The sequence below is a fragment of the Citrobacter sp. On2M genome (assembly GCF_018035235.1).
Taxonomy (GTDB): domain Bacteria; phylum Pseudomonadota; class Gammaproteobacteria; order Enterobacterales; family Enterobacteriaceae; genus Citrobacter; species Citrobacter meridianamericanus.
In genome coordinates, this window is sequence record NZ_WPCV01000003.1 from 284,573 (window position 1) to 299,005 (window position 14,433).

Genomic DNA, 14,433 nt, shown 5'->3' on the forward strand with positions numbered 1-14,433 from the left:
AAGTGGACTTCCATGCTAGCGCGTGGTCCTGGAAGGTGCAATGCGTGAATTGCCGGATGGCACAGTTGATAGCGCCATCCGGCAAAGGGTTACTCTTTAGGTTTGAAGCGCAGCAGTCGGTTCGCGTTGCTCACCACGGTGATGGAAGAAAGCGCCATCGCCGCCCCGGCGACGACCGGGTTGAGCAGCGTGCCGGTGAACGGCCACAAGATCCCGGCGGCAACGGGGATACCGATGCTGTTATAGATAAACGCGCCAAGCAGGTTCTGCTTCATATTGCGCAGCGTTGCCCGGGAGATAGACAGCGCATCTGCAACGCCCATCAGGCTATGACGCATCAGCGTAATTGCGGCTGTTTCAATCGCCACATCGCTGCCGCCACCCATGGCGATCCCTACATCGGCCTGAGCCAGCGCTGGCGCATCGTTGATACCGTCACCGACCATGGCAACCTGACGCCCCTGGCTCTGCAGACGCTTAATCGCCTCGGCCTTACCGTCCGGCAGAACGCCCGCAATCACCTCATCAATACCAGCTTCTTTGGCAATGGCGTTGGCAGTCGTTGGGTTGTCGCCGGTGAGCATCACCAGACGATACCCAGCGCGGTGCAGGCGCTGGAGCGCTGCCACACTGTCGCTACGCAGTGGATCACGTACCGCTAACAGCGCCGCGGCTTTACCATCAATTGCCAACAGCACGGGGGTTGAACCCCGGGAAGCCTGAGCGGTGATTTCATCTTCCATTTCTGTGGTATCGACCTGCTGCTCATTGAGCAGCGCCTGGTTGCCCAGCAGTAGCGTATGACCTTCCGTTTCGCCACTGACGCCTAAACCACGCAGCGTACGGAAACCGTTGACCTGCGGCAGCGTGATATCACCCGCTTTGTCGAGAATCGCTCTGGCCAGCGGGTGGCTGGAACCCTGTTCAAGGGCCGCTGCCAGACGAATTGCCAGCGCTTCCTCGGTATTACCAAACGTTTTGATGGCGACAACCTGCGGTTTGCCTTCGGTCAGCGTCCCGGTCTTATCAAAGACGAGAGTATCGAGCGTGCTGGCGCGCTGCAGCGCATCGGCATCGCGTACCAGTACCCCAAACTCAGCGGCACGCCCCACGCCGGAAATAATCGACATCGGCGTTGCCAGACCCAGCGCACAAGGGCAGGCGATAATCAGAACGGTGGTGGCAATCACCAGCGTATAGACAATCTGCGGCGCTGGTCCAAAGAAATACCAGATAGCCGCACTGACCAGCGCAATGGCGACCACGACCGGAACGAACACCGAGGAGATACGGTCGGCCAGTTTGCCAATTTCCGGTTTACTGCTTTGCGCCTGACGCACCATACGAATAATGCGCGACAGCGTGGTGTGGCTGCCAACGGCGCTGGCGCGGAATAGCACGCTGCCGTCCTGGACGACCGTACCGGCGTGGACGCTATCGCCTTCACCTTTTTGCTGCGGAATCGGCTCGCCGGTCAGCATCGCTTCATCCAGCCAGGCTTCACCTTGTGTAATTTCTCCATCGACCGGCACGCGGTCACCGGTAGTCAGACGCAGTAACATTCCGGCCTGAACGTCTGCCAGCGGTACGTTCTTTTCACCTTCGTCAGTAACGACGCGTGCGGTCGGCGGCGTCAAATCGAGCAGTTTTTCCAGCGCTTTGGACGAGCGTTGGCGAGCCCGCGCTTCCAGCATGTGTCCGAGGTTAATCAGACCAATAATCATGGCGCTGGCTTCATAATAGAGGTGTCGCGCTTCCATTGGGAACCATTGCGGCCAGAGGTTGACGCTCATGGAATAGAGCCATGCCACCCCTGTACCCAGCGCGACCAGGGTATCCATAGTCGCGGTGCCGTTCATCAGGCTTTTCCACGCATTGCGATAAAAGTGACCGCCCGCGAAAACCATCACGGCAAGCGTTGCCAGGCCAATCGTCAGCCACAGGCTGCGGTTGTCATCGCTCACCATCATGTTGTCGCCGATCATACCCCATACCATGACAGGGATACCCAGCAGCAGCGCAACAACTGCCTGCCAGCGAAAACGCTTCATGGTTGCCACGGCGGTTTCTTGCTGACGTTCGCGGCGCTTGACGTCATCTTCAATCGCTTCTGCGCCGTAACCCGCTTTTTCAACTGCCTGGACTAAATCTGCGGCGGAGGCACTGCCCATTACCAGCGCAGTGCGTTCCGCCAGGTTTACCCGTGCCTGAGTGACGCCCGGTACACTTTGCAATGCATTTTGTACACGGGTCACACAACTGGCGCAGCTCATGCCGTTTAACAGCAACTGTTGGCTGTCATCATCAGCCGTAGCTGCCGGAAGCTCGGAAGGGACCGCTGCCAGTGCTTCCGACGGGATTGATGACTCCGTCAGCGGTTTAGCCTTTGGGTGGCTTAACTCCGCGCCGTAACCGGCTTGTTTGATGGTTTCAATCAGCGCTTCTGCGCTGGCGCTCCCGGTAACATGCGCCTCTGTCACGGTGACATCCGCTTGCTCAACGTCTGGACGTTGTTCCAGACTTTCTTTAACGCGTTTTACGCAGTGACCACAGGACAAACCGTCCAGGGTTAGATCGATTGTTTGAGACATAACAAATTTCCTCTATGAGTGGTCGGTTACTTATTGACCTTGGCAATCGTTTTGACTAACTGTTATAAAGGTTAAACCTTCCATCTGGGGGAAGGTCAAGGGAGAAAAGATGAATATATCCGATGTTGCTAAAAAAACCGGTTTAACCAGCAAAGCCATACGCTTTTATGAAGAAAAAGGCTTAGTGACGCCGCCGCTACGTAGCGAAAATGGCTATCGTACATACAACCAACAGCATCTGAATGAACTTACGCTGCTGCGCCAGGCACGCCAGGTGGGTTTTAATCTCGAAGAGTGTGGCGAACTGGTGAACCTGTTTAACGATCCGGCGCGTCATAGTGCAGATGTGAAAAAGCGTACCTTAGAAAAGGTAGCGGACATTGAGCGGCATATCAGCGAGTTGCAGGCCATGCGCTTGCATTTGCTGGCGCTGGCGGAGAGTTGCCCAGGCGATGACAGTGCCGAATGCCCGATTATTGATAACCTCTCCGGCTGCTGCCACCATAAAGCGAAGGCTTAACGGCGAGGGGGATTAAGCATAAACACCACCGTGCCGCGGTACCATGGGGATTTCTCAAGTTGTGCTTCAGCCAGCGGATCCCGGCTACCGTTTTGCACCAGCCCCAGCTTAAACGGAATGCGCAGATGGCTGAGTGCGGGCAGATACGCCTGATAATTCGTTACCGTATGACGGCCCTGATAGCTCTGGACCACCAGTTCATCGACCGCCAGCGCGTTCAGCGTGGCGACGTCGCCCGTTTTTGCCCAATCCAGAAGTCCAGTCACGCCAAGTGCAAACTCGGCTGGTAACTGTTGACGTAATTGCTGCAAAAAGCGGGCGTAATCGGCAAGCTGATGAGTCGCCGCGTCAAAATCAACCTGTAGGCCGACCACGTGATTCCCGGCCGTCTGCCAGCGTTGCATCAACCGTATGATACGCGCCGGGATCGCCTCCGGTACGTCGAGCGTGGTAAAGCGCACGGTCAGCCAGATCGAGGGAAAAGACAGGCGGCTGACCGGCAGCCCGAGACGCTGGAAAACCACGTTACCCGAACGAATCAGCACCTCACCCTGATGCAGATAGACCGTTTGCGCGTCTTTCAGCTCATCACTGGCCTTCACGCCGGACCACAGCCAGAAGGCCGGATGCTCACGGGCGGCGACGATATCCGCCGCCTGCGGCTGGCCTGTCAGCAGCGCGGTTACCAGTAGTATTTGAGTTTTTGCGCCCACGGACTTCCCGGATACTGCGTTTTCAGTTGGGTGAACCAGCCTTTACGCTGCAGTTTATCCACTTCCTCACCGCCGCATTCGTTAGAGCCTGACGGCGCATAGCACATGATGGCGCGATACAGCGCGAAGCTCTTGTCTTCAACCTCTGCTTTCGGTGAAGTGATTACCTGCTGATAGTAGCTTTGCCTGTCGAACTGGCCGAACGGTTCTTTGCGCGATATTGCTGATTCAAGTACGTCGTTGCCGGCACTGTTTTTCCACAAATCAACGTGGGTTTGCGTGGTGCGGAAGAATTCGCCTAAGCAGTTCAGCGCGTGGGCATCATCCGCTTTTTTGCTCAATACCGTTACCGTTTCATTGAGGCTGCGACAGGTATAACCGGCTTGAGCGGCATCGCCATTCCAGTCGAAAATACTCAGATTAACGTCATCAAACGCGTCGCCAATAACCGGTGGAGTAATGGCGCTGGCCAGTTTTCTGTCATTCAACCAGTCGCCAAAGCGGTTTTCAGTAAGATCGCGTACCAGCAGCGTATGCAGGGCGATGGTACGCTCTTCATTGTTGGGTCCATGGACGGCCTGCTGGCGCAGCAGTTCCGGCGAGGCCTGTGTTTTCAGTATCTGCGAGCGAAAACGCAGGTTGGTCACTGCGCTTTCTGGGGCAAAAACCGCCGCCACATCGCCGCTATAAACCAGCGTGGCGGCGAGCTTAGCCTGTACATACTGCTGCTGTTCGTTGTCCTGGCTGAGTTTTAGCAACTGCAGCCAGAAATCACGCGCCGCGGGCCAGTTCTTCTGGCCCATCAGCGCTTCGCCATACAGCACTTGTTCGCTGAAGGCGAGGGTATCGTGAGCGGCAAGTTTCTGCGCTGGCGTAACTGCCTGAATAATCGCCGCGTAGTTCTCCGTCGCCAGCCACAGATTCAGTTGCAGATCGCGCCATAGCGGCAATTTTTGGCTCTGTTCAAACACCGGTTTGCTGGCATCGAGCTGCGCCTGGGTCAGTGTGGGTTTACTGTTGTTATCCAGACGCAGCGCGCGCAGCAGTTCGATATAGCTGACATGCGGCGCATCGGGGAAGGCTTCTACCACGGACTGTTCGTAGAACGCCATACCGTAGACATTATCGTATTCGATGACAATGTCACGCAGTTGCCGTGCGTCAGCCGACTGCTGGAGCGTTTGCTCATACAACCCGGCCAGCTGTGGCCACGCCTGTAAATACCAGTTGATGCGACGCAGCATACCGCGCGCGGATTCGGCATACAGGCCTTGCGGGAAGCGTTGCAAATAGACTTGTGCCTGCGTCTGAGCCTGAGTCGCATCCTCGCGGTTAATTTTTGCAATATCAAAATCGCCGTACTCGCCCACGCTGTTCTGGCTGCTCTTGTTCAAGGCCGCACGCATCAACATGTATTGCGCGGTCTCTACCAGCCACGGGCGCTCACTTTTGGCAAGCTGAGTGAAATCGCGTTCGGCGCTGGCATAATCACCGGCATAGAAACTGGCAGCTGCGGCCAGATAATTTTTATAGGACTGAGCCGGTGAATCAGCCGGGAGGGTGGCAAGTGAAGACTCAATTTGTTCGCGGGTTGCCCCGGATAGCAGCCCCGTACGCGCCTGGGCTAAGGCCTGACGCTGTTCCGCCGCTAACGTCGGGTCGGCCAGCAGTGCGGCAAAAAATGCGCTGACGCTCTCGGTGTTATTTGAAACATGACGGTTCTCAAGCTCAGCGTCGTTGACGTTTATTTCGTCTGCGCTAATGTTCAGTTCGGCCATCTGTCGGGAGAGTGGGCTGTCTGCGGCGGATGCCGGCGCAGCGGCTGGCTGCGGGGCTGCCTCATCCCATTGCGGGTGATAGGCAAAATAGAAATCTCGGGAGCGGGTGATATCCGCTGGCATTGATTGCACCGGCAGAGCAAATGATTTTTCCTGGCTCAGCAGCCGCAGCAGGTTGTCGCGGCTGTCGTTTTCAGGGTTAAAGGTTGGCGTGCCTTTCAGCAGGCAGCTGTCGTCGCTCCATTTGCAGTCTTCCATATCGAAAGAGGCGAATGCCTGCGGGACGGCGGTCAGTAATGTGCAAAGGGCAAAGGCAAGGGGTGTCTTCCTGACCATAGTCTTATTTCCTGTCTTTTTAGTGTGATACCGCTTTAATAATCAGGGTTATCCCTTCAACGGCAATAACTTCAACCTGCGTTCCGGCGCTCAAATCGTCGCGGGCGCTGACGGGCCATGAGCTATCGCCGACGCGCATATGTCCACGGCCATTGACCAGGCCAGTTTCCAGAATAAATCGACGACCAACCAACTGCTGCCCGCGCTGGTTCAGATGGCTGTCGGCGGGTTTCTGCTCCTGAACACGCCTTGCCAGCCACTTCCACCAGAGCCAGGCTGCCAGCAGGGTGAGGACGGCGAACATCGCTCCTTGCCAGGCCCAGTCAAGCGGAACGAGCCACACCACCAGGCCGGTAATCACCGCCGCCACGCCGCTCCACAGCAGATAGCCGTTACCGCCCAGCATCTCGGCAGCGAGTAGCAAACCGCCGAGGCTGAGCCAAAAGATGTGCGGGTGTACCAGAATCATCGCTATCATGATTTTTTCCGCTCGCTGGCGCTGTCCTTAACCAGTTCTGCGATCCCGGCAATGGAGCCCATCAGGCTGCTGGCATCCAGCGGCATCATTACCACTTTGCTGTTATTCGATGAACCGATATGCTGCAGCGCTTCGGTGTATTTCTGCGCCACGAAGTAGTTCACGGCCTGAATATCCCCGGCGGCAATGGCTTCAGAAACCATCTGCGTTGCGCGAGCCTCAGCTTCTGCCGAACGTTCACGCGCTTCAGCCTGTAAAAACGCAGACTGGCGTTCACCTTCCGCTTTAAGGATCTTCGACTGCTTCTCACCTTCGGCCTTGACGATTTCTGCCTGACGGATCCCTTCGGCTTCAAGAATGTAGGCGCGTTTGGTACGTTCGGCTTTCATCTGCGCGTTCATCGCGTCGATAAGTTCTGCCGGAGGACGCACGTCGCGGATCTCGATACGGGTGATTTTAATGCCCCAGGGATTCGTGGCTTCATCAACAATATGCAGCAGGCGCGTGTTGATGTTGTCGCGCTGGGAGAGCATTTCATCAAGCTCCATCGAGCCGAGAACGGTACGAATGTTGGTCATGGTCAGGTTGATGATCGCCAGTTCCAGATTACTGACTTCATAGGCGGCTTTCGGCGCGTCGATCACCTGAATAAAGCACACGGCATCAATCGCGACGTTGGCGTTATCTTTGGAGATGACTTCCTGAGAAGGGATATCAAGCACCTGTTCCATCATGTTGATCTTACGACCAATGCGATCCATGAACGGCACGACAAGGTTTAAACCTGGTTGCAGGGTTTTGGTGTAACGGCCAAAACGCTCTACCGTCCACTGATATCCCTGCGGGACGATTTTGACGCCAGCGCCGACGATGACCAGTGCGACAAAGATGAGAATAGGAATAAAAATGAGCATTGATGAAACCTCCTGTTGTGCTGTCCTTTACTGCCTCATTAATCAAATTATACCCGATTAATCAAGGGGGGCTCCCTTATAATAAATTACAGGCATAGACTGTCTGCACGAAAGATGTAAAAAAGGGATGGGTAATGGAAGAAAGCAGCATTCTGCTTCAGTTAAAAAATGTCGCATGGCAGGCAGGGGAGACGCAGGTTCTCAATAACATCAATTTTGATCTCCGTGCCGGAGAATTTAAGCTGATTACCGGCCAGTCCGGCTGCGGGAAAAGTACGTTACTCAAGATTGTGGCGTCATTAATGAGTCCGACTGCCGGTGAAATCCTCTTTGAAGGCAAGGAGATAAGTACCCTCAAGCCGGAAGCGTATCGCCAGCAGGTCTCCTATTGTGCGCAAACGCCTGCCTTGTTTGGTGAGACCGTCTACGACAACCTCATTTTCCCCTGGCAAATCCGTAACAAACGTCCGGAGCCGGATGCGTTTCTGACCGTACTGGCCCGTTTTGATCTCCCCGAGACGATCCTCAAAAAAAACATAAATGAGCTGTCCGGTGGCGAAAAGCAGCGCATCTCGCTAATTCGTAATTTGCAGTTTCTGCCCAAAATCCTGCTGCTTGATGAAATCACCAGCGCGCTGGATGAAGCTAATAAACGTAATGTGAACGAATTAGTTCACCATTATGTTCGCGATAAGAATATTGCGGTGCTGTGGGTGACGCACGACAAAGATGAAATTACGCATGCGGATAATGTCATAACCCTTCAACCGCACGCCGGAGAAATGCAGGAAGCACGCAATGAACGAGCATAATATTACCAATGAGTCCCTGGCATTAGCGATGATGCTGGTGGTGGTGGCGATCCTGATTAGCCACAAAGAAAAACTGGCGCTGGAAAAAGATATTCTCTGGAGCGTTTGCCGGGCGGTGGTTCAGCTTATTATCGTCGGCTATGTGCTGAAATATATTTTTGGCGTTAACCACAGTATTCTGACTTTACTGATGGTGCTGTTTATCTGCTTTAACGCGGCTTATAACGCGCAAAAGCGCAGTAAATATATTGATAAAGCTTTCCTCTCGTCGTTCATCGCCATCACGGTGGGGGCGGGATTAACGCTGGCGGTGCTGGTTTTGTCTGGCTCTATCGAGTTCGCGCCGATGCAGGTCATCCCGATCTCAGGCATGATTGCAGGCAATGCGATGGTGGCGGTGGGGTTGTGTTACAACAATCTGGGTCAGCGGTTTAGCAGCCAACAGCAGCAGATTCAGGAAAAACTCAGCCTCGGCGCGACGCCGAAAGTGGCCTCCGCGCCGCTGATTCGCGACAGCATTCGCGCCTCGCTGATCCCAACGATCGACTCTGCGAAAACGGTAGGGCTGGTGAGTTTACCGGGGATGATGTCCGGGTTGATCTTCGCGGGTATTGATCCGGTAAAAGCGATTAAATATCAGATTATGGTGACGTTTATGCTGCTTTCGACCGCCAGCCTGTCAACCATTATCGCCTGCTACCTGACCTATCGGAAATTCTATAATTCGCGTCACCAATTAGTCGTAACGCATTTGAAGAAGACGTGATGTGATGGCCGGATGACGGCTAACGCCATCCGGCAAATGCAGCAGATTAGTACAACAGCGCGTACAGCTGTCGGCGGTATTTTGAGGCCAGTGCATCGCCGGTTCCGAGTGCGGCAAGGATCTCCTGGAAGGTCTTACGCGCCAGGCCGTCGGCAGCAGTGAGATCTTTCTTCAGGTGGCTGAACAGCAGTTCCAGCGATTCTTCGTTGCGTCCGACCTGATGTAACTGAATGGCCAACTGTGTTGCCAGCGCCGCATCCTGCGGATTGCTGGCAACCTGCTGTTGCAGCTGTTGGATTTCCGGCGTATCGGCCGCCTGCTTCAGCAGTTCAATTTGCGCGACCAGTCCCTGATAGCGGGTGTCCTGATCCTGCAACGGAATGGTTTTCAGCACCGCTTCGGCTTCGTCAGAGCGGTTCAGGGCGATTTGCGTTTCCGCCAGCAGCAGGCCAATTTCGCTACTCTGGTTGGAGATCTGCCACGCTTCTTTCAGGAGCGGCAGCGCGTCGGCGTGATTACCTGCCTCAATGAACTCGATAGCCTGACGCGCTTTCAGCTCTTCTTCGCTCGGCAACACTTTTTCCAGCAGCGCGCGGATAACCTCTTCCGGCTGCGGGCCCTGGAATCCGTCCACTGGCTGACCGTTCTGGAACAGATAAACCGTAGGGATGGCGCGCAGGCCAAACTGAGAAGCGATCATCTGCTCGGCGTCGCAGTCGAGCTTGGCAAGAATAAACTGGCCGTTGTACTGGGCGGCAAGGCTCTCCAGTACCGGCGTCAATTGCAGGCAGTGCTGACTGCGCTCAGACCAGAAATAGAACAGGACCGGCGTGGTCATCGACTGTTCAAGGGTCTGCTGCAGGTTCGATTCGTTAATGTTAACAATATTCTGTGTGGACATGGAGTTACTCTCTTTTGTCGATTTCTTGTTACATGGGGGCTGACGCGCGTGCTTCAACTCAACCCTGTAAAATTTTGTCCATTATGCGGCCTGGCAACAGGCGTTTAAGTAGCATCACTGCCCAGGTCACCAACGTAACCGGATAACGAAGCTTCGGTTTGTCGCTCTCAAACGCATGACGCACTTTGGCGACAACCGCTTCTGGTCCCAGCGTAAAACGTGCGGCAATACCAGGGTTTTCAACGGGAGCATCACGTTGAGTCTGATTGACATTTTCGGTAAAACGGGTGCGAATAGGGCCGGGCTCAATCAGGCTGACCTTGATCCCGCTGTGGCGCAGTTCCATGCGCAGCGCGTCGGACCAGGCTTCCAGTGCGTATTTGCTGGCGGCATAGGCTCCGCGTCCCGGTGTTGAGATCAATCCCATCACCGACGAGGTCATCACAATACGTCCTTCTCCGTGAGGGAGCATGGCGGGCAACAGGCGCATGGTCAGCTGATGTGCACCAAAGAAGTTGGCCGAAAACTGCTGCTCCATTTGCTCGCGGCTAATGGTCGGCAGTGGGCCATAGACGCCGTATCCGGCATTGTTAAAGATCCCATACAAACGATTATCGGTCAGGGCGATCACCTCATCGGCGGCGTGATCCACGCTTTCGGGTGAGTCCAGATCCAGCAATACGCCGGTGAATCCCATACTGTTCATACGCGCAACATCGTCAGGTTTGCGACAGCCTGCCAGAATTTGAAAACCCTGGCGCTTTAGTTCAAGCGCGCTTTCCAGACCGATTCCGCTGGAACATCCTGTTATTAAGACCGATTTTTGCATAACTTTACCTGTCAGGATCTCCGTTGAATTACGAGTCGTGATTAACTAGAGGAGTGAGATGTTGCGCCATCCAGTCGGCAATAAACGGCTGGGCGTCACGGTTAGGATGAATACCATCATCCTGCATCCACTGGGGTTTCAGATAAACCTCTTCCATAAAAAAGGGCAGCAGAGGGATATCAAACTCTTTGGCGAGCTTTGGATAAATCGCGCTAAAGGTTTCATTATAACGGCGACCGTAGTTTGCCGGCAGACGAATTTGCATTAATAGCGGTTCGGCATTTGCCGCTTTCACGTCCTGCAGGATTGTGCGCAGGGTTTGTTCGGTTTGCGCAGGCGCAAAGCCGCGCAGACCATCGTTGCCGCCAAGTTCGACCAGCACCCAGCGAGGCTGGTGCTGCTTGAGTAATGCGGGCAGACGGGCCAGACCCTGCTGCGAGGTGTCGCCGCTAATGCTGGCATTCACCACCGGCGTTTTAGTTTTCCATTTATCATTAAGTAGCGCAGGCCACGCGGCGCTGGCGGACATACGGTATCCGGCGCTCAGGCTGTCACCCAGAATTAATAACGTGTCCGCAGCGGCGGCGCGGAAAGTTAACAGAACCAGGAACAGGAAAGGCCAATGCCAGCGGAAAACATTGTTGAAGTTCATCATCTTAAGAAATCCGTCGGTCAGGGTGATCAAGAGCTATCCATCCTTACCGGAGTTGAACTGGTTGTCAAACGCGCCGAGACCATTGCGTTGATTGGCGAGTCGGGATCGGGGAAATCCACGCTGCTGGCGATCCTCGCCGGGCTTGACGATGGCTCCAGCGGTGAAGTCAGCCTGGTTGGACAGGCGCTGCACGCCATGGACGAAGAAGCAAGGGCGCAACTGCGGGCGCGACACGTGGGCTTTGTCTTCCAGTCGTTCATGTTAATTCCAACCCTGAATGCACTGGAGAACGTTGAGCTGCCCGCGTTGTTGCGTGGCGAAAACAGTGGAAAAAGCCGCGACGGAGCAAAAGTGCTGCTGGAGCAACTGGGACTGGGTAAGCGCCTTGATCATCTTCCGGCCCAGCTTTCCGGCGGGGAGCAGCAGCGCGTGGCGCTGGCGCGGGCGTTTAATGGACGCCCTGACGTGCTGTTTGCCGATGAACCGACGGGCAATCTGGACAGGCAGACCGGAGACAAAATCGCCGACCTGCTGTTTTCTCTGAACCGGGAACATGGCACAACCCTGATTCTGGTGACCCATGACCCGCAGCTGGCGGCGCGTTGCGATCGGCGTTTACGCCTGGTGAACGGACAGTTGCAGGAGGAGGCATGATTGCACGCTGGTTCTGGCGCGAGTGGCGCTCGCCTTCATTACTGATTGTCTGGCTGGCGCTAAGTCTGGCTGTGGCTTGCGTGCTGGCGCTGGGCAATATCAGCGATCGCATGGAAAAAGGGCTGAGCCAGCAAAGCCGTGAGTTTATGGCGGGCGATCGGTCGCTGCAAAGTTCGCGCGCCGTACCGAAAGCGTGGATTGACGAGGCGCGACAGCGTGGTCTGAAAGTAGGTGAGCAACTGACCTTTGCCACCATGACCTTTGCCCGGGATACGCCGCAGCTGGCGAACGTCAAAGCGGTGGATGATGTGTATCCGATGTATGGCTTGTTGCAAACCAATCCGCCGGGGTTGAAACCGCAGCCAGGCTTGGTGCTGCTGGCCCCGCGTCTGATGGCGCTGCTCAACTTAAAAATCGGTGATTCCATCGACGTTGGCGATGCCACCCTGCGCATCGCCGGAGAAGTGGTGCAGGAACCAGATTCTGGTTTTAATCCTTTCCAGATAGCGCCGCGCCTGATGATGAACATGGCGGATGTCGAAAAAACGGCGGCGGTCCAGCCGGGAAGCCGTGTGACCTGGCGCTATAAATTTGGTGGGACGCCACAGCAACTGGAAGCTTATGAAAAATGGCTGCTGCCGCAGTTAAAGCCGGAACAGCGCTGGTATGGTCTGGAGCAGGATGAAGGGGCGCTGGGGAAATCACTGGAGCGTTCGCAACAGTTCCTGCTGCTGTCGGCACTGTTAACGCTACTGCTGGCGGTTGCTGCCGTTGCCGTGGCGATGAATCATTACTGCCGCAGCCGTTACGACTTGGTGGCGATATTAAAAACGCTCGGTGCAGGCAGAGCGCAGCTACGCAAGCTGATTATCGGCCAGTGGCTGATGGTGCTGGTGCTGTCCGGCGTGACCGGCGGGCTGTTCGGGCTGTTATTTGAGCGGGTGCTGGTGGTCTTACTTAAGCCGGTTCTGCCCGGTGAACTGCCGCCCGCCAGCCTGTGGCCGTGGCTGTGGGCATTCGGTACGATGACCGTCATTTCTCTGCTGGTGGGATTACGCCCTTATCGCCTGCTGCTGGCGACGCAGCCGCTGCGGGTACTGCGTCGCGACGTGGTGGCTAACGTCTGGCCGCTCAAGGTCTATTTGCCCGTAGCAACGATAGTTGTAGTTGCGCTGCTGGCCGGATTGATGGGCGGAAGTATGCTGTTGTGGGCAGTACTGGCCGGGGCGGTAGTGCTGGCGCTGCTGTGCGGCGTGCTTGGCTGGATGCTGCTTAACCTGCTGCGTGGTCTGACGCTGACATCGCTGCCACTGCGTTTGGCGGTCAGCCGGCTATTGCGCCAGCCATGGTCAACGCTCAGCCAACTATCGGCATTCTCGCTGTCCTTTATGCTGCTGGCGCTGTTACTGGTGCTGCGCGGCGATCTCCTCGATCGCTGGCAGCAGCAAATGCCGCCGGAAAGCCCAAACTATTTTCTGATCAACATTGCCACCGAGCAGGTGGCTCCGCTGAAGGCTTTCCTGGCTGAGCATCAGGTGATCCCGGAGTCGTTCTACCCGATAGTGCGGGCGCGTCTGACCGCTATCAATGAGCAGCCGACCGAAGGCAATCAGGATGAAGCGCTGAACCGCGAGCTTAATCTGACCTGGCAGGATACCCGACCGGATCATAACCCGATCGTTGCCGGGAGCTGGCCGCCAAAAGCGGGTGAAGTGTCGATGGAAGAGGGGTTGGCAAAACGGCTGAACGTCAGGCTTGGCGATCGGGTCACCTTTATGGGTGATACTCAGGATTTCAGCGCCACGGTCAGCAGTCTGCGCAAAGTGGACTGGGAAAGTCTGCGACCTAACTTTTTCTTTATCTTCCCCTCCGGCGCGCTGGACGGACAGCCGCAAAGTTGGTTAACCAGTTTTCGTTGGGAGAACGGCAACGGCATGCTGACGCAGCTTAACCGTGAGTTTCCGACCGTCAGCCTGCTGGATATTGGCGCTATCCTCAAACAGGTGAGCCAGGTACTGGAGCAGGTGAGCCGCGCGCTGGAGGTGATGGTGGTGCTGGTCACCGCCTGCGGTATGTTGCTCCTGTTGGCGCAGGTGCAGGTCGGGTTGCGTCAGCGTCATCAGGAACTGGTGGTCTGGCGTACGCTGGGCGCGGGCAAGAAGCTGCTGCGTACCTCGCTGTGGTGCGAGTTCGCGATGCTCGGGATGGTTGCCGGACTGGTGGCGGCCATTGGGGCGGAAACCGCACTGGCGGTGTTGCAAACCCGCGTGTTTGATTTCCCGTGGGAGCCAGACTGGCGACTGTGGGTCGTGTTGCCGCTTTGTGGGGCATTGCTGCTCTCTCTCTGTGGTGGATGGTTAGGTTCACGTCTGTTAAAAGGCAAAGCGCTATTCCGTCAGTTCAGCAGTTAATTCATAATTGTGATGATTACGCACCGGTTTTTTTAAATCGGTGCGTTTTTTATTTATGTAGCACAAATTGATAAC

General features: G+C 55.7%; 13 protein-coding genes. 5 read left to right on the plus strand and 8 right to left on the minus strand.

The window, feature by feature from the left end:
* Positions 1–89 precede the first annotated feature (89 nt).
* Positions 90–2,591, minus strand: coding sequence for a copper-exporting P-type ATPase CopA (copA, locus tag On2M_RS09920; RefSeq protein WP_210904732.1), 2,502 nt, complete (start codon positions 2,589–2,591; stop codon positions 90–92).
* Positions 2,592–2,700: 109 nt separating this feature from the next.
* Between copA and cueR the strand changes: the two genes are divergently transcribed.
* Positions 2,701–3,111: a Cu(I)-responsive transcriptional regulator gene (cueR, locus tag On2M_RS09925; RefSeq protein ID WP_029139441.1), complete on the plus strand. Its 411-nt coding sequence runs from the start codon at positions 2,701–2,703 to the stop codon at positions 3,109–3,111.
* Here cueR and On2M_RS09930 read toward each other — a convergent pair.
* From On2M_RS09930 to On2M_RS09945, 4 genes are read right to left on the minus strand one after another with little or no spacing between them, the layout of a single operon-like run.
* Positions 3,108–3,824: a DUF3142 domain-containing protein gene (locus On2M_RS09930; RefSeq protein WP_210904733.1), complete on the minus strand. Its 717-nt coding sequence runs from the start codon at positions 3,822–3,824 to the stop codon at positions 3,108–3,110. The two genes, cueR and On2M_RS09930, sit on opposite strands and share 4 nt — an antisense overlap.
* Positions 3,794–5,938, minus strand: coding sequence for a hypothetical protein (locus On2M_RS09935; RefSeq protein WP_210904734.1), 2,145 nt, complete (start codon positions 5,936–5,938; stop codon positions 3,794–3,796). Before On2M_RS09935 ends, On2M_RS09930 begins: the two co-directional genes overlap by 31 nt.
* Positions 5,939–5,957: 19 nt before the next feature.
* Complete coding sequence (locus tag On2M_RS09940) at positions 5,958–6,416, minus strand: NfeD family protein (RefSeq protein ID WP_151218661.1); 459 nt, start codon at positions 6,414–6,416, stop codon at positions 5,958–5,960.
* On the minus strand, positions 6,413–7,330 hold the full coding sequence (locus tag On2M_RS09945) for an SPFH domain-containing protein (protein ID WP_016152106.1): 918 nt from the start codon (positions 7,328–7,330) through the stop codon (positions 6,413–6,415). The genes On2M_RS09940 and On2M_RS09945 overlap by 4 nt, the downstream gene beginning before the upstream one ends.
* 134 nt (positions 7,331–7,464) lie before the next feature.
* Here On2M_RS09945 and fetA point away from each other — a divergent pair, with 134 nt between their 5' ends.
* Positions 7,465–8,142, plus strand: coding sequence for an iron ABC transporter ATP-binding protein FetA (gene fetA, locus On2M_RS09950; RefSeq protein ID WP_210904735.1), 678 nt, complete (start codon positions 7,465–7,467; stop codon positions 8,140–8,142).
* Positions 8,129–8,908: an iron export ABC transporter permease subunit FetB gene (fetB, locus tag On2M_RS09955; RefSeq protein ID WP_151218662.1), complete on the plus strand. Its 780-nt coding sequence runs from the start codon at positions 8,129–8,131 to the stop codon at positions 8,906–8,908. Before fetA ends, fetB begins: the two co-directional genes overlap by 14 nt.
* Positions 8,909–8,954: 46 nt before the next feature.
* Here fetB and On2M_RS09960 read toward each other — a convergent pair whose 3' ends face one another.
* The 3 genes from On2M_RS09960 to tesA are packed head-to-tail and all read right to left on the minus strand — an operon-like array spanning position 8,955 to position 11,293.
* Entirely contained in the window at positions 8,955–9,809 is an 855-nt protein-coding gene (locus On2M_RS09960; RefSeq protein WP_187252892.1) for a co-chaperone YbbN, read from the minus strand.
* A 58-nt stretch (positions 9,810–9,867) separates the two neighbouring features.
* Complete coding sequence (locus On2M_RS09965) at positions 9,868–10,638, minus strand: SDR family oxidoreductase (protein WP_151218664.1); 771 nt, start codon at positions 10,636–10,638, stop codon at positions 9,868–9,870.
* Between the two features lie 28 nt (positions 10,639–10,666).
* Entirely contained in the window at positions 10,667–11,293 is a 627-nt protein-coding gene (tesA, locus tag On2M_RS09970; protein ID WP_187252890.1) for a multifunctional acyl-CoA thioesterase I/protease I/lysophospholipase L1, read from the minus strand.
* Here tesA and ybbA point away from each other — a divergent pair.
* On the plus strand, positions 11,261–11,947 hold the full coding sequence (gene ybbA / locus On2M_RS09975) for a putative ABC transporter ATP-binding protein YbbA (protein ID WP_151224880.1): 687 nt from the start codon (positions 11,261–11,263) through the stop codon (positions 11,945–11,947). The two genes, tesA and ybbA, sit on opposite strands and share 33 nt — an antisense overlap.
* Positions 11,944–14,358, plus strand: a complete 2,415-nt coding sequence (gene ybbP, locus On2M_RS09980; protein WP_210904736.1) for a putative ABC transporter permease subunit YbbP — start codon at positions 11,944–11,946, stop codon at positions 14,356–14,358. Before ybbA ends, ybbP begins: the two co-directional genes overlap by 4 nt.
* Positions 14,359–14,433: the final 75 nt, after the last annotated feature.

Bases quoted from the DNA above. Each gene is read 5' to 3' on its own strand.
- copA (WP_210904732.1), bottom strand. From the start codon at position 2,591: ATGTCTCAAACAATCGATCTAACCCTGGACGGTTTGTCCTGTGGTCAC.
- cueR (WP_029139441.1), top strand. From the start codon at position 2,701: ATGAATATATCCGATGTTGCTAAAAAAACCGGTTTAACCAGCAAAGCC.
- On2M_RS09935 (WP_210904734.1), bottom strand. From the start codon at position 5,938: ATGGTCAGGAAGACACCCCTTGCCTTTGCCCTTTGCACATTACTGACC.
- On2M_RS09940 (WP_151218661.1), bottom strand. From the start codon at position 6,416: ATGATAGCGATGATTCTGGTACACCCGCACATCTTTTGGCTCAGCCTC.
- On2M_RS09945 (WP_016152106.1), bottom strand. From the start codon at position 7,330: ATGCTCATTTTTATTCCTATTCTCATCTTTGTCGCACTGGTCATCGTC.
- fetA (WP_210904735.1), top strand. From the start codon at position 7,465: ATGGAAGAAAGCAGCATTCTGCTTCAGTTAAAAAATGTCGCATGGCAG.
- fetB (WP_151218662.1), top strand. From the start codon at position 8,129: ATGAACGAGCATAATATTACCAATGAGTCCCTGGCATTAGCGATGATG.
- On2M_RS09960 (WP_187252892.1), bottom strand. From the start codon at position 9,809: ATGTCCACACAGAATATTGTTAACATTAACGAATCGAACCTGCAGCAG.
- On2M_RS09965 (WP_151218664.1), bottom strand. From the start codon at position 10,638: ATGCAAAAATCGGTCTTAATAACAGGATGTTCCAGCGGAATCGGTCTG.
- ybbA (WP_151224880.1), top strand. From the start codon at position 11,261: ATGCCAGCGGAAAACATTGTTGAAGTTCATCATCTTAAGAAATCCGTC.
- tesA (WP_187252890.1), bottom strand. From the start codon at position 11,293: ATGATGAACTTCAACAATGTTTTCCGCTGGCATTGGCCTTTCCTGTTC.
- ybbP (WP_210904736.1), top strand. From the start codon at position 11,944: ATGATTGCACGCTGGTTCTGGCGCGAGTGGCGCTCGCCTTCATTACTG.